The organism is Phytohabitans maris, assembly GCF_031085175.1.
Taxonomy (GTDB): Bacteria; Actinomycetota; Actinomycetes; order Mycobacteriales; family Micromonosporaceae; genus Phytohabitans; species Phytohabitans maris.
The window spans coordinates 1-25312 of sequence record NZ_JAVHUY010000018.1 but is presented as its reverse complement, the minus strand read 5'-3'; the positions used below and the strand labels follow the sequence as shown (position 1 = coordinate 25312).

Here is a 25312-nt window from a genome sequence, read left to right as displayed (position 1 = left end):
CCGGAGATCTCGGTAACCGTCCCGCGTCGGGGTGTGCTTAAGTCTCCCGCGTGGACATCGCGGTGATCGGGCTGGGACTCATCGGGGGATCGACGCTGCGGGCGCTCGCCCGAGCCGGGCACCGGGTGCTCGGCTATGACGCCGACCCAGCCACCCGGGCCACCGCGCGCACCGCGGCGGCGAAGGCCCCGGCCGGCGGGCGGTGGCAGGTCGCGCCGACGGTACGGGACGCGGTCGCCAGCGCCGAGCTCGTGGTGGTCGCGGTGCCGCTGCCGGCGTTCGAGATCGTCCTCGACGAGCTGGGCAAGGCCGGCTACTCGGGACTGGTCACCGACGTCACCTCGGTCAAGGTCCCGGTCCGCGAGCTGGTCGGGCGCCGGCTGCACCGGCTGGCCGGGTTCGTCGGCGGGCACCCGATGGCCGGGCGGGAGACCTCGGGCTTTACCTCGGCCGATCCCGACCTCTTCACCGGCTGCGCGTGGGTGCTCTGCCTGGAGCCGCGGGAGACTTCGCTCCCCGACTGGCTGGAGCTGGCCACGCTGCTCACCGGGCTGGGCGCGCGGGTCGTACCGGCGACGGCCGAGGAGCACGACCGGGCGGTGGCGGCCGTCAGCCACGTACCCCATCTGCTGGCCGCGGCGCTCGCCGCCAGCGCGACCGATCCGCTCGCGGCGGCGCTGGCCGCCGGGTCGTTCCGCGACGGCACCCGGGTCGCCGCCGCCCGGCCGGAGCTCGTGGCGGCGATGTGCGGCGGCAACGCGGCGGCGGTGGGGCCGGCCCTCGACGTGGTGCTCGACGCGCTCGGCCGGGCCCGAGACGCCCTCGCCAGCGCCGACCCGATCCGCGAGCTGACCGCGTGGCTCACGCCCGGTGCGGCCGCCCGCGCGGCCTGGCCGCCCAAGCCGGGCAAGTCGCTGGAGGTACCGGCCCGCTCGGACGCGCTGCTCCGCCTCGGCCGGGCCGGCGGCTGGGTGACCGCCGTGGCAGCGGACCGCCGCTCGGTGACCGTCGTCCGCCCCGCGCCCTCCCCGTGATCAAAGCTCCCACCACGTCGTTCTAGCGACGTGGCGGGAGCTTTGATCACGGGCTAGTCGGAGACCTGTTTCAGGACGTCGGCCAGCACGTCGCGGCTGTTCTTGGCGATCAGCTCACTGCTCCACGCCTCGTGTACGGAGATCATCTGTCCACTGTGCAGGGTGAGGTCGGCGCGCAGCGGCACGTTCTTGGTGATGGCGACCGAGGCGATCTCCTCGTACGGCAGGAAGCGGTGCCGCTTGGCGATCTCGTCGGCCGGCGCCGAGCCGACCAGCTCCTCCAGGCGCACCTTTCCCTTGTCGGACTTGCCGGGGTTGCCGACGAACACCAGCCCCTTGTCCAGCACCACCAGGTCGTGCTCGACGCCGTCGACCTTGACGTTGGCGATCGCCGCGATCACGCCGGCGCCGGTCGCGCTGGCCCGCTGCTCGACCACCGCAGCGCTGCCCGGGTCGATGCCGAGGTGGGCCAGCCAGGCGCGGGCCTCCCCCACGGTCTGCGGCGACACCGCCCGCGCGGCGATCTCGGCGGTCGGCAGTGGCTGGCCGTCGCGCCCGACGAGGCGGGCCGGCCCGGTCCACGAGTGCTGCCAGTACGCCGCGTTGGAGCGGACGGCGGCGAGCGCGATCAGCATCGCCATCGTGTCGACGAACCGCTTCGGCACCTCCCGCCGGGTGGCGTCCGGAAAGAGGCTCTCCGCCGCGGTGCCGAGCCGGTTGGCCTCGGCGATGTCGAGCAGTGCGGCCAGGTTGAGCTGGTTGGTGCCGACCGTACGGCCGATCGCCCGGAAGACCGCGTCGGCGTCCCGCTGCATCACGGTGGTGGCGGTGGCGGCCGTGAAGTACGCCCACGGCAGCACCTGCCGCTCTCCCACGTCGAGCATCCGGCCCTGCATCGCCCGCCCGGCGCCGCCCAGGTCGGGCAGGAGCGCACCGGCCCGGCGACCGTCCGGCGGGCGCACCACCTCCGGCGTGGCGGCGATCGCGCCGATCCGCTCGGCGATCGGCGGGTGGGTGTCCCAGACCGAACCCTCGCTCGGCGGCTCCTGACCGCGCAGCTCGTCCAGCTCGTCCTTGCGGGCGGCGATCAGCTCGGCGAACCCGCCGAAGAGGTCGTCCGGCGCGTAGCCCGACTCCCAGCCCGGCTCCACGTACCGCCGGAAGTAGAAGCCCCACGCCGCGTCCACGACCGGCACCTCGCGCAGCGCACTGGCCGCGGCGGCCCGGCCGGCGGCGCGGACCGCGGCCTGGTCGGCCTCCAGCTCCTGGCGGCGGGAGGAGGCGTTGTCGACCAGCAGGTACAGCCGGGCGTAGCCCTTGAAGACCCAACCCGCCACGTTGTACGGCCCGATCCGGCCGACGGTGCCGCCGATCGCGAGCCGCCCCCGGTACGCGATCGCGCCGAGCCGGGTGTGCGCGTGTGAGTAGTGGCCCAGCTCGTGGGCGAGGACGGCGCGCAGCTGGTCGACCGTGAACGCCTGGAGCAGCGGCAGTCCGATGTAGAGGGTGCGCCGCCCGCCGACGAGGCCGAGCAGGCGGGAGTCCTCGAAGACGGCGGCGTTGACCTCCGGCACGAGGCGGATCTCGTTGGGCACCCGGGTGCCGACGACGTGGGCCAGCTCGTGCACGGTACGCCACAGCTCGGGGGCCTGGTCGGGGCCGACGCTCAGCCCTTCGGGCGGCTTGGGCTTGGCGCGTACGGCCTTCCAGAGCCCGACCGCCACCGAGCCGATCGCGGCCACCAGTACCGGAAAAATGATCTTCAGGGCGATGCCGCCCGGCACGAGCGAGCTGAGCCACACGCCGAACGCGATGGCGGCGGCGACCTGGACGAGCGCGACGATATAGAAGCCGGCGAGCATGAGCACTGACGCACCGGCGCGGACTGCGGCGACCATGCGCTTCCTCCCCGTGGAAACGTGCGGACACTACCGAGTTGATCTCTGGCCAGCAACCCCTTCCGGCACGTCGGCGGCCAGGTCTACAGTTCCGAGGGTCATCGAGACGGGGGAAAGAACCGATGGGACTGTTTTCCAGGAAACGGCCGGCCCACGCCCAGCAGCCGAGCGGACAGCCACGGCCAGCCATCGACAAGGCTCAGCGCGACCCGGCCGCACGCCAGCTGATCACCGCGCTGGAGCGGCGCGACTGGCCCTCCGCGCGCGGCTTCCTGCAATCCGTGCGCGACCCGGACGACCACGCCTTCTACATCTCGGTCTGCGCGGACGTCAGCGGCGTCCAGGAGTGGATCGGCGAGTGGGTGGCGGCCGAGCCGCAGTCCACGTTGCCGCTGCTGGTGCAGGGCGCGCACGGCGTCTTCTGGGCCTGGGAGGCGCGTGGCGCGGCCCGGGCCGAGCAGACCCAGCGGGATCAGTTCGACCTGTTCTTCAAGCGGCTGCGGTTCGCCGAAAACTGCCTCGACGAGGTGGTCGACCGCGACCCGTACGACACCACCGCCCGCGCGTTCCTGCTCACCTCGGGCGTCGGCCGCCAGGTCGACCTGGAGGAGCAGCAGCGCCGCTTCCAGGAGGTGGTCAAGCGCCACCCGCTGCACAAGTGGGCGCACGGCGCGATGCAGCAGTACCTGTGCCGCAAGTGGTTCGGCAGCCACGAGCAGATGTTCGGCTTCGCCCGGCAGACCTCCGGGTACGCGCCGCCCGGCTCGCAACTGCACGGCGGGCTGGTCGAGGCGCACATCGAGATGTGGCTCGACCTGCCCAGCGGCGAAGACGTGGCGTACATGCAGCGCCCCGAGGTGGGCGCCGAGATCCGGGCCGCGGCGGAGCGGTCGATCTGGCACCCGGCGTACCAGCCGCGCCCGGGCTGGCCGAGGCTGCACAACTCGTTCGCCTTCGCGTTCTGGCAGTCCGGCGACGTACCGGCCGCGGCGGACCAGTTCCGGCTGATCGGCGACGCGTACATCACCGACCACCCGTGGCACTACATGGGCGGCGGCGACCCGGTCGAGCACTACCTGAGCGCGCGCGGGGCGGGACGGTAGGTTCGGGGCGTGATCACCCGTGACCCGGTCGCCGACCTGCGGCGCATCGCGTTCCTGCTGGAGCGGGCCAACGAGGCGACCTACCGCGTGCGCGCGTTTCGCTCGGCCGCCAAGGCGCTCGCCGCGCTGCCCGCCGAAGAGGTGGCCAGCCGCGCCGCGGAGGGCACGCTGACCAAGCTCTCCGGCGTCGGCGACGTGACCGCGCGCTGCGTGACCGAGTCGCTGGCCGGCGAGGAGCCGGTGTACCTGCGCCGCCTGCTCGCCACCGAGGGCGTCGACCTCGACGACGCGGCCAGCCGCCTGCGGCAGGCCCTGCGCGGCGACTGCCACACCCACTCGGAGTGGTCCGACGGCGGTTCGCCGATCGAGGAGATGGCGCTCGCCGCGGTCGAGCTCGGCCACGAGTACATGGTGCTGACCGACCACTCACCCAGCCTGACCGTGGCCCGCGGCCTGACCGCCGGGCGGCTGCACAAGCAGATCGAGTACGTGGCGGCGGTCAACGAGGCGCTGCCCGAGGGCTTTCGCATCCTCACCGGCATCGAGGTCGACATCCTCGCCGACGGCTCGCTCGACCAGGACGAGGAGCTGCTGGCCCAGCTCGACGTGGTGGTGGGCTCGGTGCACAGCAACCTGCGCGACGAGAGCGCCAAGATGACCCGGCGGATGCTGACCGCGATCGCCAACCCGCACCTCGACATCCTCGGCCACTGCACCGGCCGGATGGTCACCAAGCGGCCGAAGGGCGCCGAGGGCGAGGGCGACAAGGGCCACCGCCGGGCGAGCCGTTCCGGGCGGCCGGAGAGCCAGTTCGACGCCGACGCGGTCTTCGCCGCCTGCGCCGAGCACGGCAAGGCCGTCGAGATCAACTCACGGCCGGAGCGCCAGGACCCGCCGAAACGCCTGATCCGAAAGGCTCTGGAGGCCGGCTGCTCGTTCGCCATCGACACCGACGCGCACGCGCCGGGTCAGCTCGACTGGCAGCGCTTCGGCTGCGAGCGGGCGGCGCTCTGCGGCGTGCTCCCCCAGCACGTGATCAATAGCTGGCCTGCCGAGCAGGTTGTCGAATGGGCTCGCTCGCACGGGTGACCGGCCGCCGGCGCAGCAGGCCCTGCGACACCGCCACACCGGCGAGCACGATGAGCGCGCCGACCGGCTGGTACCAGGAAAGCCGCTCGTCGAGGGCGAGCACGCCGATCACCGTGGCCGCGATCGGGATCAGGTAGGTCACGGTCGACGCGGTGCTGGCCCCGGCGAGCCGGATGTTGCGCATGTTGATCACGAAGGCCAGGCCGGTGCCGAGCGCGCCCAGCGCGAGCACGCTGCCGATCACGTCGAGCGAGAGGTCGGTCGGGGCCGGCGGCGCGCCGACCAGCAACGGTGTCACGATCGCCAGCTGCACGGTCGCGGTGAGCAGCTGGGCCGCGGAGAGCGCGACGCCCGACTCCGACCGGCCCGCGACGAACCGCTTCGTGTACGGGATGCCGAGTCCGTAGCAGGCTGCCGCGCCGAAGCACATGAGCTGGCCGGTCAGGTGGGAGCCGCCGACGCCCTGCCACACGCCCAGCACGGTCAGCACGCCGGCGAAGCCGATCCCGACGCCCACAGCGCCCCGGGTGGTCAGCCGCTCGGTGCGAAACGCGAACACCGCCATCGGCAGCGCGATCAGCGGGGTGGTCGCGTTCCAGATGCCGGCGAGCACCGACGAGACCCGCTCCTCGCCAAAGCCGAAGAGTGTGAACGGCAGCGCCACGCCGATCGCGCCGACCACGCTGAGGTGGGCCCAGAGCTTCGGATCGCGGGGCAGCCGCACGCGCATGACCGCGAGCACGACGAGGAGCGTCAGCGTGCCCGTGCCGACCCGGAAGAGGGTGAGGTAGAGCGGGTGCAGCTCGCGCACGCCGACCTTGATGAAGAGGAAGCTGGCACCCCAGATCACCGCCAGGGCGAGGTAGCCCGGCAGGAAGGCGCGCAGGTCGAGCCGGTCAGGAGCGGAAGCGGCGGACACCCCTGACACTTTGCCGGAGGGGTACGACGAAAGTCGCGCGCATTTCGGACCTGGTGATGGCCGTCACGCGGCACCGATTCGGGCAGTGGCAATGAACGGGCGTGTCACACTGCTCTCCCGTAAGGTTTTCCACCGTGGGACGAATCGATGACCTCGCGGACCGCTACGTAGACGAGTGGGCCACCCTCAATCCGACCGGCGCCACCTATGCCGGCATCAAAGGCCACGACGATCGGCTGGACGACCTCTCGCCAGACGGGTTCGCGGCCCAAGCAGACCTGACCCGCCGCACATTGGCCGCGATCGAGGCGACCGAGCCGGCGACCGAACCCGAGCGCGTCGCGAAGGAGGCGATGGTCGAGCGGCTCGGCCTGGAGCTCGAGCGGTACGACGCGGGCGAGGTGACCAGCGAGCTCAACGTGATCGCCAGCTCGCTGCACGGCCTGCGCATGGTCTTCGACCTGATGCCGACCGAGGGCGAGGAGGCGGTCGCCAACATCGCGGCCCGCCTCAGCCAGTTCCCGGCCGCCCTCGAGCAGTACAAGGTGACGCTCCTGCAGGCCGCCGAGGCCGGGCACGCGAGCCCGCAGGCCCAGATGATCGAGGTCGCCAAGCAGTGCGACAGCTGGACCGACCCGGAGCGCGACAACTTCTTCCACGGCCTGGCCGACCGGCTCGACGCTGGCGACACCCTCGCCGCCGAGCTCGACCGGGGCGCCGCCGCGGCCACCGCCGCGACCGCCGAGTTCGGTGAGTTCCTGCGCAAGACCATGGCGCCGCTGGGCCGGGAAAAGCAGGCCGCCGGCCGCGAGCGGTACCAGCTCGCCTCCCGCTACTTCCTGGGCGCCCGGGTCGACCTCGACGAGACGTACGCCTGGGGCTTCGACGAGCTGGCCCGCCTGGAGTCCGACATGCGCGCGGTCTCCGCCCGGATCGCCGGCCCGGGCGCCTCGATCGACGACGCCGTCACCGCGCTGGACGCCGACCCGTCCCGCCGGATCGAGGGCAAGGAGGCGTTCCGCGACTGGATGCAGGCGCTGGCCGACAAGGCCCTCGTCGACCTGCACGGCACCCACTTCGACATCCCCGAGCCGGTCCGCCGGATCGAGTGCTGCCTGGCGCCGACCAGCGACGGCGGCATCTACTACACCGCGCCGAGCGAAGACTTCTCGCGCCCCGGCCGCATGTGGTGGGCGGTGCCGCAGGGCATCACCGCGTTCTCCACCTGGCGCGAGGTCACGACCGTCTACCACGAGGGCGTGCCCGGCCACCACCTGCAGATCGCCCAGACGCTGGTCCGGGCCGAGCTGCTCAACCGCTGGCAGCGGCTGCTGAGCTGGTCGTCAGGGCACGGTGAGGGCTGGGCCCTCTACTCCGAGCGGCTCATGGACGACCTCGGCTACCTGGAGGACCCGGGCGACAAGCTCGGCATGCTCGACGGCCAGGCGTTCCGGGCCGGCCGCGTGATCGTCGACATCGGCATGCACCTGGAGCTGGAGATCCCGCGCGACAACCCGTTCGACTTCCACCCGGGCGAGCGCTGGACGCCGGAGCTGGGCTGGGAGTTCATGCGCGCGCACTGCCGGGTGCCGGACGAAAACCTGCGCTTCGAGCTCAACCGCTACCTCGGCTGGCCCGGCCAGGCCCCGGCGTACAAGGTGGGCGAGCGCATCTGGCTCCAGGCCCGCGAAGAGGCCAAGGCGCGCAAGGGTGCGGACTTCGACCTCAAGGAGTTTCACCGCGACGCGCTCAACCTCGGCTCGCTCGGCCTCGACCCGTTCAAGGCCGCGATGTCGCGCCTCTAGACATTCCGAGCTACCGCGACGCCCGTCGCGGTAGCCCGGATCTGAGATTTTGAATTGGGTCTCTTTGAACGCCTTTGGGAGGGCGCTGGTCGGCGTCAGGGGGTGTTGATCAGGCCGTCCGCGGTGAGCGTCCTGCAGTCGACGTACGCGAGCTGGATCTCCACGTCGGTGAAGACGATCGGCAGCACCGGCACCGGGATGCCCGGGATCAGCGGCGGTGGCGAAGCCGGCGTGTAGACCTGGTCGAGGCCGAGCAGCTTGCCGGTGAAGCGCGGCGTGAAGAACCGTACGCTCCCCTCGACCGTCAGCGGAAACGCCTTGATGGACATGCGGCGGTCGTTCGGGACGGCGGGCTTCAGCTCGAAGTTTTCCGTCACCGCCTTGGTCATGTTGAACCAGAGCACCTTCATCGTGCCGCCGCCGTCCAGTGGTAGGTCGGTCACCCCGTGGTACTCCAGGTTGTAGTTCGTCAGCTTGGAGCCCGTCATGATCGACGGGATGCGGTTGATCGCCTTGATGTCGGCGGGTGGGGGCAGCACCCGGGTGACGGCCGGCCGCTCCCCGTCCTCTTCGCCGCCGGGCTGAGCGCCGCCGGGCGCGGTTCCGCCGTTCGCCGGTGGGCAGCTTGGCGTGGGAGTCGGCCCGGCGGGGGCGGCCGGGGTCTGGGTGCCGCTCGGGGTCGGCGTCGGTGCCGCCTCCGCAGCCGGTGCCTCTTCCCGGTCGCCGCCGATGCCGAACAGGTCGCCGATGCCTTCGAGGATGTCGGTGATGATGTTGCCGCCGTCGTCCTCCTCGCCCTCGGGTGCCGGCGTGGGAGTGCCGGACGGCGTCGGCGTGGGCGCACCGGACGGCGCCTCGGTCTGGCACGGCGCCGCGTGCGCCGGAGTCCCGCCGTGCAGCGTCACCCCGGCCACCGCCAGGCTCAGCAGCACGACGGTGATCGCGTAGAGCGGGGACCGCCCGGGGCCGGGCCGCTGGGTGGGGATCTCGGTCGTCGCGTCCACATCGGACTCGTGCCGGTGGTCGCGCTGCGGCGGCACCTCGGGTCCGTCCAACAGGGTGTCCACTGTGGTCTGGTCGCCTGGCTCCGGCCGGTTCTCCGCGTCCGGCTCCTCGGGGCCGGCCTCGGGCGGCGGCGGCGCGATCGGGGTCCACGCGAAGCCGAGCGCGCTCCCGACCATGCCGAGCAGCAGGCCGAGGAGGAAGCCACCCAGGTTGACGCCGATGAGCGAGAAGACGGCCGTCATCGCGGCGACGATCGCGTAGAAGAGGCGCTGCCCTGGCGTGGCCCACATCAGCAGCCCGCAGGCGACCAGGATGGTCGGGATCAGCCAGGAGAGGAAGCCGGTCGGGCCCATCTGAAACGTCAGGCCGCCGAGGCTTCCCTGGGTCGTCGCGAAGATCTCCAGGCCGGAGAGGATCGTGAAGAGGCCGCCCCAGAAGGGCCGGGTCCGCCGCCACACGCGGAAGGCCCGCCAGCCCCGGACCAGCACGTTCGTCCGGGCATGCTGCGGCGTCGCGGAAGTCACCAACTCCTCCAATGGCGAGATACGACGGCAAGCCAGAACGAGGCCCGCGAAGGCGGTCCCTCCGCGGGCCTCGTGGCGGCTAATCGGTGGTGACGAAGCATTCCTTGGCGTCGGCGCCGACGTTGACCTTCAGCTTCAGGCCCTTCAGCGTAAACGTGCCGGCGGTGGTCGACCACGCGACCTGCTTGAGGTCGGTGATGACGACCTTCTCCGAACGCTGGCCGAAGCCGCCCGCGCGCTGGCCGCCGATGTCGGTCTCGTCCACGCCGATGTCGATGTTGGTGAACGTGGCGTCGCCTTCGAGCCGCTCGATGTCGAGGAGGAGGTCGGTGGCGGTCGCGGGGTCGCCGCCGCCACCCGCGTTGATGGTGAGCACCACCGGGAGGTTGGGCACCTTGACCGACTGGCACAGGTCGTAGAGCTTGGCGCTGGCGATGCCGGAGACCGCGACCGGGTGCGTCTTCCCGCTCGACTTCTCGGTCACCATCCCGCCGTACTGCGTGAAGCCCTCGCCGTCCAGCTTGCTGGCGGAGACCTTGAACGTCTGGCCCGACACGGCGAACGACGCGGCGATCGCGCCATTGGCCATACCGAAGACGATGGCCCCGGCGACCGCGGTCGCGGGGATCATCAACGCGGCGAAGCGCCGCCACCTGGTGCGCCCCTGCACCAGGTGGCCTTGCGGATCCTTCACAAGGTCCTCCTCGATGGGTGTCACCGGCGCGACGGAAGCCCCGGCGACGGATGGGAGCGTGGGGTACGCGTTGAGGGCTGTTTCCTGGCCATTACCGGCCGGTAGCAAGCGCGGAGCCGATGCTCTCGCGAAGCGACGCGCGTCACAACCCCCTTGCTACCGGTTGGTAACACGATCGTGTGACGCTCGTTCCTGGCTTGTCACTCCTCGTCACCCATTAGTACGAGCGGCGTAATGACAAATCGGCCCTAACCGGTTACCAACTGCCATGACGCTCACGGGTCGTAGCCGAGCCACCCCGTAGTTACGATTCCGTAACGACAGCGACCCCGCCCCACGGCCGTAACCGTGGAGCGGGGTCTGCAAAGGGATTCGTCAGGCGGCGGCGAGTGCGGGAGCCCGCTCCTCCGCCGGCCGCAGGGCCAGCTCCAGCACGTCGGCCACCTCACCGACGGTGTGGATGGTGAGCGCCTCGCGCACCGCCTCCGGCACGTCGTCGAGGTCGGGCTCGTTGCGCGCCGGGATGATCACGTCGGTCAGCCCGGCCCGGTGCGCGGCGAGCAGCTTCTGCTTCACACCACCGATCGGGAGCACCCGCCCGGCCAGCGTGACCTCGCCGGTCATGCCGACCTCCGGGCGCACCGGGCGTCCCGAGGCGAGCGACGCGAGCGCCGTCACCATCGTGATGCCCGCGCTCGGGCCGTCCTTCGGCACCGCCCCGGCCGGGAAGTGCACGTGGGTCCGGCGCTTGGCCAGCGAGGCCGCGTCGATGCCGAGCTCCGCGCCGTGCGAGCGCAGGTACGAGAGCGCGATCTGCGCCGACTCCTTCATGACGTCGCCGAGCTGGCCGGTCAGGGTCAGCCCCGGCTCGCCCTCCATGGCGGTGGCCTCGATGAAGAGGACGTCGCCACCGGCACCGGTCACCGCGAGCCCGGTCGCCACGCCCGGCACGGCCGTACGCTCCGCCGACTCCGGCGTGAACCGCGGCCGGCCCAGGTACTTGACCAGGTTGCCCGCGTCCACCCGGATCGGCTCGCCACCGCCGGCCAGGGCGACCGCGACCTTGCGCAGCACCTTGGCCAGCGCGCGCTCCAGCTGCCGTACCCCCGCCTCGCGGGTGTGCGCGGCGGCGATCTCGCGCAGCGCCTCGTCGGCGATCGTGACCTCGTCGGTGGTCAGGCCGGCCCGCTCCAGCTGTCGCGGGAGCAGGTGGTCACGGGCGATGGCGACCTTCTCCTCCTCGGTGTAGCCGTCGAGCGCGACCAGCTCCATGCGGTCCAGCAGCGGACCCGGGATGGTCTCGATCACGTTGGCCGTGGCGAGGAACAGCACGTCGGACAGGTCCAGGTCGACCTCGAGGTAGTGGTCGCGGAACGTGTGGTTCTGCGCCGGGTCGAGCACCTCGAGCAGGGCCGCGGCCGGGTCGCCGGCGAAGCCGACGCTCAGCTTGTCGACCTCGTCGAGCAGCACGACCGGGTTCATCGAACCGGCCTCGCGCAGCGCCCGGACGATCCGGCCGGGCAGCGCGCCGACGTACGTGCGCCGGTGGCCGCGGATCTCCGCCTCGTCCCGGATGCCGCCGAGCGAGACCCGGACGAACTTGCGCCCCAGCGCCCGGGCGACGGACTCGCCGAGGCTGGTCTTGCCGACACCGGGCGGGCCGGCGAGGGCCAGCACGGCACCCGAGCCACGGCCGCCGACCACGTGCAGGCCACGGGAGGCGCGGCGGTTGCGCACCGCCAGGTACTCCAGGATGCGGTCCTTCACGTCGGAGAGTCCGGCGTGGTCGGCGTCGAGCACGGACCGGGCCGCGCCGAGGTCGGTGTTGTCCTCGGTACGGGTGTTCCACGGCATGTCGAGCACGGTGTCCAGCCAGGTGCGGATCCAGCCCGCCTCCGGCGACTGGTCGCTGGCCCGTTCGAGCTTGTTGACCTCGGCGAGCGCGGCCTTGTGCACCTTCTCGGGGAGGGCGGCGGCCTCGACCCGGGAACGGTAGTCGGCGGAGCCGTCCGGCTCCTCCTCACCGAGCTCCTTGCGGATCGCGGCGAGCTGCTGGCGTAGCAGGAACTCCCGCTGCGACTTCTCCAGCCCTTCGCGGACGTCCTCGTTGATCTGCTCGGTGACCTCCTGCTCGGCGATCGTCTCGCGCACCCAGCCGACGAGCAGCTCCAGCCGGGCGGTCACGTCGGTGGCCGCCAGCAGTTCGACCTTCTGTTCGTTGGCGAGCCAGGGGGCGTAGCCGGCCGAGTCGGCCAGCTCGGAAAGGTCGGTCATCCGCTCCACGGCGTCGATGACCTGCCATGCGCCCCGGCGCTGCAGGAGCGAGGTGACCAGCGCCTTGTACTCGCGGGCCAGCTCCTTGGCCTTACCGGAGGGCGGCTCCTCGGCCAACTCCGCGGCCTCGACCCAGAGGGCCGCGCCGGGTCCGGGCACGCCGGAGCCGATGCGCGCCCGCGCGAGACCACGGATCACCGCCGCGGGCTCGCCGGTGGGGAGTCGACCCACCTTCTCTATCGTCGCGATCGTGCCAACCGAGCCGTACTCGCCGTCGAGCCGCGGCACGGCCAGCAGCTTCTTGCCGGCCGACGTACGGGCGGCGTCGATCGCGGACTGCGTCGTCGTGTCGAGTGTCACCGGGATGACCATGCCGGGCAGCAGCACCGCGTCGGTCAATGGCAGAACCGGAAGTGTCGTCATGAGGTGCGCCCCGTTCTTGAGTTGAGCTACTCCGACTCAAGTTACGAAGGGTGCACTCTGTTCCAACCAGTACATCATTTGTGACCGCCGCCACATCCGACCCCGCCTCCGCCACCGCGTCCGGGCCGGCCAGCACCGCGTCCGGGCCGGCCAGCGCCAGGCGCCTGCGGGCGCCGTAGAGGGCCACCCATCCGAACGCCAGGCCTATCGCGATCGTTGCCGCCATCGTGGTCGTCGTACCGCCGAGCGCGCCGCCGACCGCCTGGCCGAAGAGGCCGAGGCCGACGTAGAGGCCGCCCCACAGCGCGGCGCCGACGGTGGCCGAGCGGAGAAACCGGCGGTACGGCATCCGGAGCCCACCGGCGGCGAGCGGGACCAGCGTGTTCAGGACGGGCAGGAACGGGGCGACCATGACCATCCGGGTACCTTCGAGGCGCAGCGCCCGCTCGGCCGCCGCCCACCGCGACTCGCCGATCCAGCGCCCGACCCGGCTGCCGCGCACCTGGTCGCCGAGGTGCCGCCCGGCGAGGAAGACGAGCGACCAGCCGGCCAGGCAGCCAAGCACGATGGCCAGGAATACGCTGCCCCCACCGAGCGGCCCGCGCGCGCCGAGCGCGGTCAGCACCACCACGTCGCTCGGCACCAGGATGCCCACCAGAGGAATCGCGTCGAGCACCATGATCACGCTCAGCGCGGCGGTGAATACCGCCGTTGGCAGCTCCGCGACCCACCCCAGCCACTCCGTCATGCCAATAGACGCTATGGGCGCATCTATATCCGCACATCAGGGCCGCAGCCCGGAGCGGCCCCCTGATCCGCCCCTGAGACGATCTCGGGGTGGCCCCCTGAGATGTCGCACGGGGGCAATAGATTGCTGCGGTGCCGATCGAACGGTGGAGCACCGCGCAGGTGCTCGCACTCGCCCCGGATGCCAGCTCCTCGCGCGCGGCCCAGGGGGTCAGCGCGGCCACCAAGTGGGAGGCCGCGGGGCGTGACGGCGACGTGCTCTGGGGGCTGTGCCGGGGCAGCGGCAAGCATCCATACCAGGCCTGTGTCGACCTGACCGAGCCGGCGTACCGGTGCTCCTGCCCGAGCCGCAAGTTTCCCTGCAAGCACGCGCTCGGCCTGATGCTGATGTGGGCGGCGGGCGGCGCGCCCGACGCAGCGGCACCCGACTGGGTCGCCGAGTGGCGCGCGGCCCGTTCATCCCGGTCCCGCCCAGCCGCCGCCCCGAAAGGCCCACCCGACGAGGCGGCCGCCCGCAAGCGGGCCGAGCAGCGCGCCGACCGGATCACGGCCGGCCTGGACGAGCTCGACCGCTGGCTCACCGACCAGGTCGCCCACGGGCTGGCCGGCGCCGAGCGCTCCGGCTACGGGCCGTACGAGGCGATGGCCGCCCGCCTGGTCGACGCGCAAGCACCCGGCGCGGCCAACGCCGTGCGCCGGCTCGGCCGGGTCGCCGGGGTCGGCCAGCACTGGGCCGACCGGCTCCTCGGCGAGCTGGCCCTGCTGCGCCTGCTCGTCGCGGCGTACGGCCGGCTCGGTGAGCTGCCCGCGCCACTGGCCGCCACCGTGCGGTCCCGGGTCGGCATACCGGTCCCCAGCGAGGAGGTGCTGGCCGGCCCGCGAGTGCGCGACCGGTGGTACGTGCTGGGCCAGGTCGACCTCGCCGACGAGCGGCTCGCGACCCGGCGCACCTGGCTGCACGGCGAGGAGTCGGGGCGGTTCGCGCTGCTGCTCACGTTCGTGCCGATCGGGCAGGCGTTCCCGGCCGACGCGGTGCCCGGCATGATCCTCGACGCCGACCTGTGCTGGCATCCGGGAAACCTCCCGATGCGGGCGTTGGTCGCGCAGCGACACGCGGTCCGCCAGCCGGAGCAGGCACCGGCCGGTGCGGTCGGCGTGGCGGCGGCGCTCGCCGGCTGGTCCGCGGCGGTCGCGGCCGAGCCGTGGTGCGAAAACGTGCCGATGCTGCTCGGCGGCGTGACGCTCACCGACGACGGGCACGTCGTCGACAGGGCCGGCGACGCGCTCCCGCTCAGCGCCGGGCACGACCAGCCCTGGTGGCTGCTCGCGGCGAGCGGTGGCCGGCCGGCGACGATCGCCGGGGAGTACGGCCCGGGTGGCTTCCGCCCGCTCGCCGCCTGGCCGGACGGGCGGTTCGTCCCGGCGCCGATCGGCCCCACCGGCGACCGGCGCGGCCCGCTGCTCCCGCCCGACCTCCTCTCCGCCGCGCTCGTCGGCACCGAGCGCCGGCCGTACTCCGGAGGTGCCATCGGCGGGGTGCTGCTCGACGGCGCGGGGCCGGCCGGGCTGCTGGAGGGCGCCGCGGTCGCGCTGGCGTACGCCCGGGCCGGTGTCAGCCCGGTGCCCGACCGGGTGCCGATCGAGCCCGCGCCGGAAGAGACCAGCCCGCAGGTGCCGGCCGCCGCGGCCCACCGCCTCACCCTGCTGCTCAGCGACGGCGGCGTGCCGGGCGGCACCGAAGTGGCCCTCGGCCTGCTCGGCGACTGGCTCGCCCACGCGGCCGACCTCGGCTACCGGGTGCCGCCCGAGCTGCTGCCCGCCCTGCTCGACACGGGTCGGCGGCGCACCGCGCTGCGGCCGGCGCTCGCGTCCGTGGCCGGCCGCCGGGCGAGCTGGCTCGCGACCCGCCGGGCCGACTGGCGATACCTGCTGACCGAGGCGGCCGCCGACCCCGACCCGCAAGACTGGGCGACCGGCACCCCGGGCCAGCGCCTCGCCTACCTGACCGCCCTGCGCGCCGCCGATCCGGCCGCCGGCCTCGCGCTGCTCAGCGAGACGTTCGACGCCGAAGACCCGGACGACCGGGCCCGGCTGCTCGGCGCCCTCGCCACCGGGCTCGGCCGGGGCGACGAGCCGCTGCTGGAGCGGGCGCTCGACGACCGGCGCAAAGAGGTCCGGTCGGTCGCGGCCGACCTGCTCTCCGCCCTGCCCGGCTCGGCGCTGCGCCAGCGGATGGCCGAGCGGGCGCTGGCCTGCGTCCGGATCGAGCGGCGCGCGCTGGGGCGGGACCGGCTGGTGGTCACGCCGCCGGGTGAGTGTGACGTCAGCATGCGCCGGGATGGTGTACAGGCCAAGCCGGCACGGGGCATCGGGCCGCAGGCCTGGCTCCTGGAAGAGATCCTGGCGCGCACGCCGCTCGACACCTGGACCACCGCGTTCGAGCGCCCTGCCGACCGGGTGCTCGCCCTGCCGGTGGCGGACGACTGGGGGTCCACCCTCCACAAGGGACTCGCGCGGGCCGCGGTGGTGCAGCGCGACCCGGCGTGGGTCACCGAGCTGGCCGACGAGATGTCCCGCCCGGTCAACAAAGACCTCGAGCCGTACGACGAGGCGCTGACCGCCCAGCTCTACGAGGCGCTGCCCCCGGACGAGCTGGCTCGGTACGCGGCCCGCGCGCTCGGCCGCGACCCGATCCGGGCGCACCGGCTGCTCGCCATGCAGACCGGTCCCTGGCCCGACGACCTCGCGGTCGCGGTGCTCGACGCGATCAAGGTGCTGGCCGGCGGCGAGCGCCACGCGTGGCACATCGGCGAGCTGTGCCGCACCGCCGCCCCGTCGATGCCGGTGCGCTTCGCCGACCGCGTCGCCGCGCTCGCCGAGGCGCTGCACGCCACCGACCCACCGACCCGCCAGGCCATCGCCGTCGCGCAGTTGGCCTCCGCACTGACCTTCCGCCGCGAGATGTACGAGGAGCTTCGATGACGGTAATGCGACCGCACGCCGAGCAGCTGTTCGCCGACGAGCTGGCCGCGCTCGCCGCCGAGGACGACCGGTCCCGCCCGCCCGGGTGGCGGCTGTCGCCGCAGGCGGTGGTGACCTACCTGCTCGGCGACGGCGGCAAGATCACACCCAAGTACGTCGGGCCGCGCCGGCTCATGGAGGTCGCGGTGGCCACGCTCGCCACCGACCGGGCGCTGCTGCTGCTCGGCGTGCCCGGCACGGCCAAGACCTGGGTCTCCGAGCACCTCGCGGCGGCGATCTCCGGCGACTCTACGCTGCTGGTGCAGGGCACCGCCGGCACGGCCGAAGAGGCGATCCGGTACGGCTGGAACTACGCCCGCCTGCTCGCCGAAGGCCCCTCGCCGGCGGCGCTCGTGTCGAGCCCGGTGATGCGCGCGATGGAGAGCGGCGGCATCGCCCGGGTGGAAGAGCTGACCCGCGTCCCCTCCGACGTGCAGGACACGCTGATCACGATCCTGTCGGAAAAGACGCTGCCGATCCCGGAGCTTGGCGGCGAGGTGCAGGCGGTCAAGGGCTTCAACATCATCGCCACCGCCAACGACCGCGACCGCGGCGTCAACGAGCTCTCCAGCGCGCTGCGCCGCCGGTTCAACACGGTGGTGCTGCCGGTGCCGGCCAGCGCCGACGAAGAGGTCGACATCGTGGCCCGCCGGGTGGCGCAGCTCGGCCGCTCGCTGGAGCTGCCCGAGGTGCCGCCGGCGCTGGAGGAGATCCGTCGCGTGGTGACGGTCTTCCGCGAGCTGCGCACCGGACTCACCGAAGACGGCCGCACCAAGCTCAAGTCGCCCACCGGCACGCTCTCCACCGCCGAGGCGATCTCCGTGATCACGAACGGTTGGGCGCTGGCCGCGCACTTCGGCGACGGTACGCTCCGGCCGCGCGACGTCGCCTCGGGCATCGTGGGCGCCGTGGTGAAGGACCCGACGACCGACCCGGTGGTGTGGCGGGAGTACCTGGAGACGGTCGTACGCGAGCGCGACGGCTGGTCCGCCTTCTACCGCGCCGCGCGCGATGCCTGAGCACTTCTACGGCGTACGGCACCACGGGCCCGGCTCGGCCCGGGCGGTGCTGCGGGCGCTCGACGAGCAGCGCCCCGACGTGCTGCTCATCGAGGGGCCGCCCGAGGCCGACGAGCTGGTGCGGTGGGTCGCCGACGAGCGGCTGGAGCCGCCGGTGGCCCTGCTCGGGTACGCGGCCGACGATCCGCGACAGGCCGCGTACTGGCCGTTCGCCGTCTTCTCCCCGGAGTGGCAGGCGATGCGGTGGGCGGGCGCGCACGGCGTACCAGTGCGGTTTTTCGATCTTCCATACGCCTACCGGCTCTCCCGCGACGAGGAGGCCCAGCGGCCCGAGCGGCCGGCCGACCCGATCGGTGAGCTGGCCCGGGCCGCCGGCTACGACGACCCCGAGCGCTGGTGGGAAGACGTGGTCGAGCATCGCGGCGCCCCGGCTTTCGAGGCCATCGGCGAGGCAATGTCCGCGATCCGCGCCGAGGCCGAGGAGGATCCGGAGGATCTGGTACGCGAGGCGTACATGCGCGGTGTCCTCCGCGAGGTGCGCAGGTCGCACGAGAACGTGGCGGTGGTCTGCGGTGCGTGGCACGTGCCGGCGCTGACCGCCAAGGTGACCGCGGCCCACGACACCGCGCTGCTCAAGGGGCGGAAGAAGACCAAGGTCACGTTCACCTGGGTGCCGTGGACGTACGGGCGGCTTGCCTCCTGGCAGGGCTACGGCGCGGGCGTCCGCTCGCCGGGCTGGTACCACCATCTCTTCACCGCGCCCGACGAGGTGGTCACCCGCTGGCTGGTGGCGGCCGCCGGCGTCCTCCGCGACGAGGGTGTGCCGACCTCGTCCGCGCACGTCATCGAGGCGGTCCGGCTGACCGAGGCGCTTGCCACGCTGCGGGGCCGCCCGCTGGCCGGGCTCGCCGAGCTGACCGAGGCGACCCGGGCGGTGCTCTGCGACGGCGACGAGCTGCGCGTCGAGCTGATCGGCCGGCGGCTGGTGGTGAGCGAGCGCCTCGGCGAGGTGCCCGACGACATGCCCGCGGTGCCGCTCGCCCGCGACCTGGCCGCGCAGCAGCGCAGCCTCCGCCTCAAGGCCGAGGCCCTCGAACGCGCCCTCGACCTCGACCTGCGCCGCAAGATCGACCTGGCCCGCAGCCAGCTGCTGCACCGGCTACGGCTGCTCGGCATCCCGTGGGGCGAGCCGCTGGGCGGCAGCCGGGGCAAGGGGACGTTTCGCGAGGAGTGGCGGCTGCGGTGGCTGCCGGAGTTTGCGGTGGCGGTGGTCGAGGCGGGTGGCTACGGCACGACGGTGCCGAGCGCGGCCACGGCCAAGGTCACCGAAGCCGCCCGCGCCGCCGAGACGCTGGCCGAGGTGACGCCGCTGGTCGAGGTCTGCCTGCTCGCCGACCTGCCCGACGCCACGCCGGCCGTGCTCCGCGCGCTCGACACCCGGGCCGCGCTCGACACCGACGTGGCCCACCTGATGGGCGCGGTGCCGCCGCTGGCCCGCACACTCCGGTACGGCGACGTGCGGGGCACCGACGTGAGCGCCCTGCGTACCGTCACCGAGGGGCTGCTGGTGCGCATCTGTGTCGGCCTGCCCGGCGCGGTCGCGTCCCTCTCCGACGAGGCGGCCGCTTCGCTGCGCACCCACATCGACGCGGTCCACAGCTCGCTCGGACTGCTCGACCAGCCGGAGATGCGGGAGCGGTGGCTCGACACGCTCGGCGGGCTCGCCGGCTCCGACCAGATCCACGGCCTGGTCACCGGGCGGCTGACCCGCCTGCTGTACGACGCCGGCCGCCTCGACGCCGCCGAGACCCGGCGCCGGATGGGGCTGGTGCTGACCGCGGGCACACCGCCGGCGCGAGCGGCGCACTGGGTCGAGGGGTTCCTCGCCGGCGGCGGCCTGCTGCTCGTGCACGACGCGGCCCTGCTGTCCCTTGTGGACGAGTGGCTCTCGGCGGTGGCGGCCGACTCGTTCACCGACGTGCTGCCGCTGCTGCGCCGTACGTTCGGCACGTTCGCCCCGCCGGAGCGGCGTTCGATCGGCGAGCGGGTGCGCGGCGGCGTGTCCGCTTCCGAGCCGGTGGTGGCCCGCCTCGACCAGGACCGGGCCGCCCTCGTACTTCCCACACTGTCTACATTGCTCGGGCGGGAGATCCGGCATGGATGAGCGTTCGCGCCGGTGGCGGCTGGTGCTCGGGGGTGCGGCCGAAGAGTCGCTGGGCGAGCTCGGCGGCAACGAGGCGGCCATGGACGCGGCACTGGCCGCGCTCTACGACTCCGGCGCGGCAGACGGCTCCCTTGAGGGTGGGCGTCGGCGCTCGGCCGGGCTCGGCGCCTCCGCGCCTCAGGTCGCGCGCTGGCTGGGCGACATCCGCGAGTACTTCCCGAGCACGGTCGTGCAGATCATGCAGTCCGACGCGATCGAGCGGCTCAACCTCACCAGCCTGCTGCTCGAACCCGAGATGCTCGACGCGGTCGAGCCCGACGTCCACCTGGTCGGCACGCTCCTCTCGCTCAACCGGGTCATGCCCGACCAGACCAAGGACGTCGCACGCCAGGTGGTGCGCAAGGTCGTCGACGACCTCGAACGGCGCATCGCCGACAAGACCAAGGCCGCCGTGACCGGCGCCCTCAACCGCGCCACCCGGATCAACCGCCCGCGCCACGCCGACATCGACTGGGACCGCACGATCCGGGCCAACCTCAAGCACTACCAGCCTGAGTACCGCACCGTCGTGCCCGAGCGCCTCGTCGGGTACGGGCGGCGCACCACCGCCGTGCAGCGTGACGTGATCCTCTGCGTCGACCAGTCCGGCTCGATGGCCGCCTCGGTCGTCTACTCAGGAGTGTTCGCGGCGGTACTCGCCTCGATGCGGTCGCTGCGCACGTCACTGGTGGTCTTCGACACCGCGGTCGTCGACCTGACCGACCAGCTGCACGACCCGGTCGAGGTGCTCTTCGGCACCCAGCTCGGCGGCGGCACCGACATCAACCGGGCGATCGCGTACTGCCAGGAGCTGGTGACCCGGCCCCGAGACAGCATCTTCGTGCTGATCAGCGACCTGTACGAAGGCGGTGTCCGGGCCGAGATGCTGCGCCGGGTCGCCGCGCTGGTGGAGGCGGGCGTGCAGGTGGTGGTGCTGCTCGCGCTCTCGGACGAGGGCGCGCCGGCGTACGACCACGACAACGCGGCCGCACTGGCGTCGCTGGGCGTGCCGGCCTTCGCCTGTACGCCGGACGCGTTTCCCGAGCTGATGGCCGCCGCGATCGAGCGCCGTGACCTGCGCGCGTTCGCCGAGCGGTTCGCGGCGCGCTGATCTTTCTATGGACCGCGGAGAGTAAGGCCGCGGGAAATGCACCCCAAGAAAACGCTCCGCTGCGCTCCACGTTTCCCCGGGGACCCCGCGCAACGGTCCGGACCACCGCGGACGTCGCGGTAGCTCAGATCTCTGTCTTGAGCTTTCGCTCGTAACAGAGCGAAACCGGCGATCCGATGTAGACGCCGAACTGGGGGATCGGGGTGTAGCCCTCGCGCGCGTAAAAGCGCTGCGCGTCCGGCTGCGCGGTGCCGGTCTCCAGGCGGATCGTCGTCCAGCCGCGCTCGACCGCGGCCGCTTCGAGCGCGCGGAGCAGGGCGGTCGCCACGCCGGTGCCACGGGAGTGTGGCACCACGTACATCCGCTTGACCTCGGCGCTCGTGGCGTCGAGCCGGCGCAGGGCGCCGCAGCCGAGCGCCACGCCGCTGGCCGGGTCGACCGCGACGAGGAAGTGGTCGATGTCGGCGGCCGACGGCAGCGGCCCGGGCTCGTGGTCGTCGCTGCCGTATCGGGCGTCGAGCTCGACCCGCTGCTCCTTGCGGAGGGCGGTGCCGGCGGGGTCGTCCCACTGCCGCGCCTCGATCGTCCACCGCGCGTCGTTTCCCGTCACGAACGTTACGGTAACATGCGTTACGGTTACGCCTATGGCACGAACGGCCGATCGACCCGCGCAGGAGGCGCTGCTCTCTCGCGCGGTCTGGGACGTGCTCGCCCACCAGGGCCTGGAGCGCCTGACGATCCGCGCGGTCGCCGCCGCCGCCGGATGCACGACCGGCCTGGTCATGCACCGCTTTCCGCACCGCCGCGCGCTGCTCCTGCACGCCCGGCGCCTGCTGCACGAGCGGACCCGGGCCCGGGTCGAGGCGCTGGAGGCCTCGTCGGCGACGCCGCGGGAGGCGTTGCGCGCGGTGCTCCGGCAGGGCCTCTCGCTCGATGACGAGCTGCGCACCGAGAGCACCGTCTGGGTGGGCTTCCTCGCCGCGGCGGTGGCCGATGACGAGTTGATCGCCCAACACCGTGCGAACAACCAGGCGTGGCGGCAGCGCATCACCCGCCTGGTCGCCGCCGCCGCGCCCGACTGGTCCGCCGAGCGCGCGGCGGCCGTGGCCTCCACCCTGATCGCGCTGGTGGAGGGGGCCGCCGCGCTCGGCTCGGGCGATCCGGCCGGCTATCCGCCCGCCGTCCAGGAGCGGGTGCTGGACGACACGCTGGCCGCGTACGGGTTAGCACGCGTGTACTAAGCGGCGTATGGTGCGGGTATGGAAGTCGCACACCAGCCCTCGATGCTCGACCTCGCCGAGCGGGCCAGCCTCGGCCCCCTCGCCGGCCAGGTGCGGCGCCACCAGCTGACCCGCGGCGCCTGGGTCGACCACCTCCCCGGCTGGGTGCGCGGCTCCGACCTGCTGCTCGACACGCTGCTGCACGACGTGCCGTGGCGGGCCGAGCGCCGCGAGATGTATGAGCGGGAGGTGGACGTGCCCCGCCTCCTGTGCTGGTACGGCGAGGGTGACCCGCTCCCCGACCCGCTGCTGGAGCAGGCCCGCGAGGGCCTCACCGCCCACTATGCGGCCGAGCTGGGCGAGCCCTTCGTCACGGCCGGGATGTGCCTCTACCGCACCGGCCGCGACAGCGTCGCCTGGCACGGCGACACCAACGGCCGCTCGTCCCGCTTCGACACGATGGTCGCGATCGTCTCGTTCGGCACGGCCCGGCCGCTGCTCCTCCGCCCCCGTGGCGGCGGTGCCAGCATCCGGTTTCCGCTCGGCCACGGCGACCTGGTCGTCATGGGCGGCTCGTGCCAGCGCACGTGGGAGCATGCCGTGCCCAAGACCGCCAGGCCGGTCGGCCCCCGCGTGAGCGTCCAGTTCCGCCCGGCGGGCGTTTCCTGACGTCCTTGGCTGCTTCCCCACGGCCTCGCTCGCGGGGACGTCCCGGTCTGCCGCCCCTCCACCGGCTGCCGGCAGGACTCCTTAGCGTCGCTGCACGATACGGATCGCGTTGCCGAACGGGTCGCGCAGGCCGAAGTCGGTCCCGTACGGCCGCTCGGTCGGCTCGTCGGTGAAGTCCACGCCCTTCGCCTTCAACTCCTCGTACGTCCGGTGCGCGTCGTCGGTGTCGAAGCCCAGCCACCCGCCGGCCGCACCCTTTGTGACCAGCTCACGCACCCGCTCGGCGGTCGCCTCGTCCATCGAGGGCGGGCCGGGCCGCTCCAGCAGGATCGTGCGGTCCGGCTGCCCGGGCACGTTTACGGTGAGCCAGCGCATGAAGCCCAGATCCTGGTCGGTGTTGACCTCCAGCCCGAGCGTGCCCACGTAGAAGTTGAGGGCCTGATCCTGGTCGAGTACGAAGATTGAGGACATCGCGGTCGCGTTCAACATGCCGGTGACGCTAGTGCCACCGCCGCCGGCGAGTCTTATCCAAAACTGACGGGTCCCATCCAGGTCGCGGTTCGCACCGTCGTAGCGGATCCCGCCGGCGTGCCGGGTCCTGCTGGCGTCGCTGGCCCTGCTGGCGTCGCTGGCCCTGCTGGCGTCGCGGGTGCTGCCGGCGTCGCTGGCCCCGCCGGCGTCGCGGGTCGCATCCAGGTCCGGGTGAAGCAGGTGGGCACCGGCACGTTCACCGCGGTCCGCCGGTACAGCGACGGCGACTGCCCGACGATGTCGCGAAAGGTCCGGCTGAACGTGCCCAGGCTGGTGAACCCCACCGCGTAGCAGATGTCGGTGACCGAGCGGTCGGTCTCGCGGAGCAGGAACATCGACCGCTCCACCCGCCGCCGTTGCAGGTAGCGGTGCGGCGTCTCGCCGAAGGTGGCCCGAAACGTCCGGATGAAATGCCCCTCGGATACATGGGCGAGGCGAGCGAGCGCCGGGACGTCGAGCGGCTGCGCGTAGGCCCGGTCCATGGCGTCGCGAGCCCGCAACATCCGGCGGTTGGTCTCCTCGACAGCACGGCTCACGCCGCCATCACACCACGCCCGCGATCTTCCTCCAAGAAATCGCCACAGGCGGCGATTGCTTTTGAGCATCACCATAGGGACAGCCTGAGCGACCAGACAGGGGCCCGAGATGCATGTTTCCAAAGCCGGATTCACCGCACACTCAGGAAAGATCGCAGCACTACTCGCGGTCTTGTCCGCAGCCGCCTTTGTAGGTGCCGTCGTTTTACCCGCACCACACCTTGGCTTGGACAGCGGAGATCAAGACTGGATGGCCGCAGGTATCGTCACGTTGTTTGTGGCGGCGACGTCCACGCTGATCCAGCGAAAGCAGATGAGCCACGAACGCCTGTGGTTGCAGCGAGAGTACACGACAAATATCGTCCAGATGGCCATGGACGATCCCGTCTATGCCCAGTGCTGGGGCCCTCGGGTAACGCCTCCCGACATGGATGAGCGGCTCTTCTACTACGTCAACATGATGCTTACGGTCTGGTCGTACGCGTGGGAGCAACGCCAAATTGGCGATCAGCAGGTCCGTGCCTACATACGCGCATCCTTCGAGAGCGAAGTGTCACGCGAGTATTGGAGGATATTCGGAGCATGGCGCTCACACTCACGCCGCCGTCGCGAGCGCGCCTTCTACCAAATGATCGCGGACGAGTACCGGCGGGCTGTCGAAAGTGGCCCGCCCTCCCGTTCCTACGAGCCGCCCATGAACCTCGCGACCCCGCTTGACCCGAAGAGCAGCCGGGCCAAGCGCAGACGATCGAAGTCGTCCGGGTGGCCGCGCCAGCCATGACCACCGCGGCGAGGCGGGCCATTTCTCACCATCTTGCGTTACCGGCGCGGCGCCGGCCATCCGCGTCAAGGTTGTGAACCGCAGAGGGTGAGGCCGCGGGAACGCACCCCAAGAAAACGCTCCGCTGCGCTCCACGTTTCCCCCGGGACCCCGCGCAACGGCCCGGACCACCACGGACATCGCGGTAGCTCAAATCTCTGTCTGGAAGTTGGTCTAGACGATCTATTCCAAGGTATGAGCTACCGCGATGCCCGTCGCGGTCCGGACCCAACGCCACTCACACTGATTCGATCAAGGCCGTGAGCTGGGCACGCTCAGCAGCGTCAGGCTGTTGACCGGCCCGAGCCGGGCCGCGATCGATCAAGGACAGCACCGGGCGGACGTCGAGATCGTGGTACGCAGGTGCCCCCAGGCGGGCCGATCCGTACCACGATCTGCTGGGACGATCCCGACCGAAGTGTCGATCATAGGATCGCCGCGGTCGCCCGGGACGTACCGTCGGCCGACTTGATCAACTTAAGCTGACCGGGCGTTGGGTCCGGACCGTTGCTCCCGCAGCCTCAGCCTCCACGCCTGGCGACCGCAACCCACCCGGCCCCGACCGGCCCGCCCGAGGCGTCAGGGCGGCACTGGCCGCCGATCGAGGACCGAGTCTCTGCTCAGCGGTACTGGAAGTACGTTATGAGGCCGCCATAACGTACTTCCA

At 72.3% G+C, this 25312-nt stretch carries 19 protein-coding genes and 1 pseudogene; 11 read left to right on the top strand and 9 right to left on the bottom strand.

Annotated elements, in window-relative coordinates:
* Positions 1 to 50: 50 nt before the first annotated feature.
* Entirely contained in the window at positions 51 to 1034 is a 984-nt protein-coding gene (locus RB614_RS20135) for a prephenate dehydrogenase/arogenate dehydrogenase family protein (RefSeq protein WP_308714109.1), read from the top strand.
* A 53-nt stretch (positions 1035 to 1087) separates the two neighbouring features.
* Here the strand turns inward: RB614_RS20135 and RB614_RS20130 are convergent, their stop codons facing one another.
* Positions 1088 to 2932: a M48 family metallopeptidase gene (locus RB614_RS20130; protein ID WP_308714108.1), complete on the bottom strand. Its 1845-nt coding sequence runs from the start codon at positions 2930 to 2932 to the stop codon at positions 1088 to 1090.
* 122 nt (positions 2933 to 3054) lie between these two features.
* On the opposite strand from RB614_RS20130, the gene RB614_RS20125 reads away from it, so the two are divergent.
* Positions 3055 to 4035 carry a DUF4034 domain-containing protein gene (locus tag RB614_RS20125; protein WP_308714107.1) on the top strand — a complete coding sequence of 327 codons (981 nt, stop codon included), beginning with the start codon at positions 3055 to 3057 and terminating at the stop codon, positions 4033 to 4035.
* A gap of 9 nt (positions 4036 to 4044) precedes the next feature.
* Positions 4045 to 5124 carry a PHP domain-containing protein gene (locus tag RB614_RS20120; RefSeq protein ID WP_308714106.1) on the top strand — a complete coding sequence of 360 codons (1080 nt, stop codon included), beginning with the start codon at positions 4045 to 4047 and terminating at the stop codon, positions 5122 to 5124.
* Here RB614_RS20120 and RB614_RS20115 read toward each other — a convergent pair.
* Entirely contained in the window at positions 5072 to 6043 is a 972-nt protein-coding gene (locus tag RB614_RS20115; protein WP_308714105.1) for a DMT family transporter, read from the bottom strand. The genes RB614_RS20120 and RB614_RS20115 overlap by 53 nt on opposite strands.
* A 134-nt stretch (positions 6044 to 6177) precedes the next feature.
* Between RB614_RS20115 and RB614_RS20110 the strand changes: the two genes are divergently transcribed.
* On the top strand, positions 6178 to 7848 hold the full coding sequence (locus tag RB614_RS20110; RefSeq protein ID WP_308714104.1) for a DUF885 domain-containing protein: 1671 nt from the start codon (positions 6178 to 6180) through the stop codon (positions 7846 to 7848).
* 95 nt (positions 7849 to 7943) lie between these two features.
* Here RB614_RS20110 and RB614_RS20105 read toward each other — a convergent pair whose 3' ends face one another.
* The 4 genes and pseudogenes from RB614_RS20105 to RB614_RS20090 all read right to left on the bottom strand — a co-directional run.
* Entirely contained in the window at positions 7944 to 9377 is a 1434-nt protein-coding gene (locus RB614_RS20105) for a DUF6114 domain-containing protein (RefSeq protein WP_308714103.1), read from the bottom strand.
* Positions 9378 to 9456: 79 nt separating this feature from the next.
* A complete protein-coding gene (locus RB614_RS20100) occupies positions 9457 to 10008 on the bottom strand; it encodes a DUF6230 family protein (protein ID WP_308714234.1) in 552 nt (183 codons plus the stop codon).
* 438 nt (positions 10009 to 10446) lie between these two features.
* Complete coding sequence (gene lon / locus RB614_RS20095; protein ID WP_308714102.1) at positions 10447 to 12768, bottom strand: endopeptidase La; 2322 nt, start codon at positions 12766 to 12768, stop codon at positions 10447 to 10449.
* Between the two features lie 286 nt (positions 12769 to 13054).
* Positions 13055 to 13447, bottom strand: a pseudogene (locus RB614_RS20090) (DedA family protein); the annotation flags it as partial.
* Between the two features lie 200 nt (positions 13448 to 13647).
* Here RB614_RS20090 and RB614_RS20085 point away from each other — a divergent pair.
* The 4 genes from RB614_RS20085 to RB614_RS20070 are packed head-to-tail and all read left to right on the top strand — an operon-like array spanning position 13648 to position 20869.
* Complete coding sequence (locus RB614_RS20085; RefSeq protein ID WP_308714101.1) at positions 13648 to 16497, top strand: SWIM zinc finger family protein; 2850 nt, start codon at positions 13648 to 13650, stop codon at positions 16495 to 16497.
* Positions 16494 to 17555: an ATP-binding protein gene (locus tag RB614_RS20080; protein WP_308714100.1), complete on the top strand. Its 1062-nt coding sequence runs from the start codon at positions 16494 to 16496 to the stop codon at positions 17553 to 17555. Before RB614_RS20085 ends, RB614_RS20080 begins: the two co-directional genes overlap by 4 nt.
* The gene (locus tag RB614_RS20075) at positions 17548 to 19719 is read left to right on the top strand and encodes a DUF5682 family protein (protein ID WP_308714099.1); all 2172 of its coding nucleotides are present in this window, start codon (positions 17548 to 17550) and stop codon (positions 19717 to 19719) included. The genes RB614_RS20080 and RB614_RS20075 overlap by 8 nt, the downstream gene beginning before the upstream one ends.
* Entirely contained in the window at positions 19712 to 20869 is a 1158-nt protein-coding gene (locus RB614_RS20070) for a VWA domain-containing protein (protein WP_308714098.1), read from the top strand. The genes RB614_RS20075 and RB614_RS20070 overlap by 8 nt, the downstream gene beginning before the upstream one ends.
* 124 nt (positions 20870 to 20993) lie before the next feature.
* Here the strand turns inward: RB614_RS20070 and RB614_RS20065 are convergent, their stop codons facing one another.
* Positions 20994 to 21479 carry a GNAT family N-acetyltransferase gene (locus tag RB614_RS20065; RefSeq protein WP_428983067.1) on the bottom strand — a complete coding sequence of 162 codons (486 nt, stop codon included), beginning with the start codon at positions 21477 to 21479 and terminating at the stop codon, positions 20994 to 20996.
* Positions 21480 to 21513: 34 nt separating this feature from the next.
* Here RB614_RS20065 and RB614_RS20060 point away from each other — a divergent pair, with 34 nt between their 5' ends.
* Entirely contained in the window at positions 21514 to 22110 is a 597-nt protein-coding gene (locus RB614_RS20060) for a TetR family transcriptional regulator C-terminal domain-containing protein (RefSeq protein WP_308714097.1), read from the top strand.
* Between the two features lie 18 nt (positions 22111 to 22128).
* Positions 22129 to 22758 (top strand): alpha-ketoglutarate-dependent dioxygenase AlkB, encoded by a 630-nt coding sequence (locus tag RB614_RS20055; RefSeq protein ID WP_308714096.1) that lies wholly within the window; start codon positions 22129 to 22131, stop codon positions 22756 to 22758.
* An 81-nt stretch (positions 22759 to 22839) separates the two neighbouring features.
* Here RB614_RS20055 and RB614_RS20050 read toward each other — a convergent pair whose 3' ends face one another.
* The gene (locus RB614_RS20050) at positions 22840 to 23247 is read right to left on the bottom strand and encodes a VOC family protein (RefSeq protein WP_308714095.1); all 408 of its coding nucleotides are present in this window, start codon (positions 23245 to 23247) and stop codon (positions 22840 to 22842) included.
* A gap of 35 nt (positions 23248 to 23282) precedes the next feature.
* Positions 23283 to 23825 (bottom strand): helix-turn-helix domain-containing protein, encoded by a 543-nt coding sequence (locus tag RB614_RS20045; RefSeq protein WP_308714094.1) that lies wholly within the window; start codon positions 23823 to 23825, stop codon positions 23283 to 23285.
* A gap of 109 nt (positions 23826 to 23934) precedes the next feature.
* Here RB614_RS20045 and RB614_RS20040 point away from each other — a divergent pair, with 109 nt between their 5' ends.
* Entirely contained in the window at positions 23935 to 24606 is a 672-nt protein-coding gene (locus RB614_RS20040; protein ID WP_308714093.1) for a DUF6082 family protein, read from the top strand.
* The last annotated feature ends 706 nt before the right edge of the window (positions 24607 to 25312 follow it).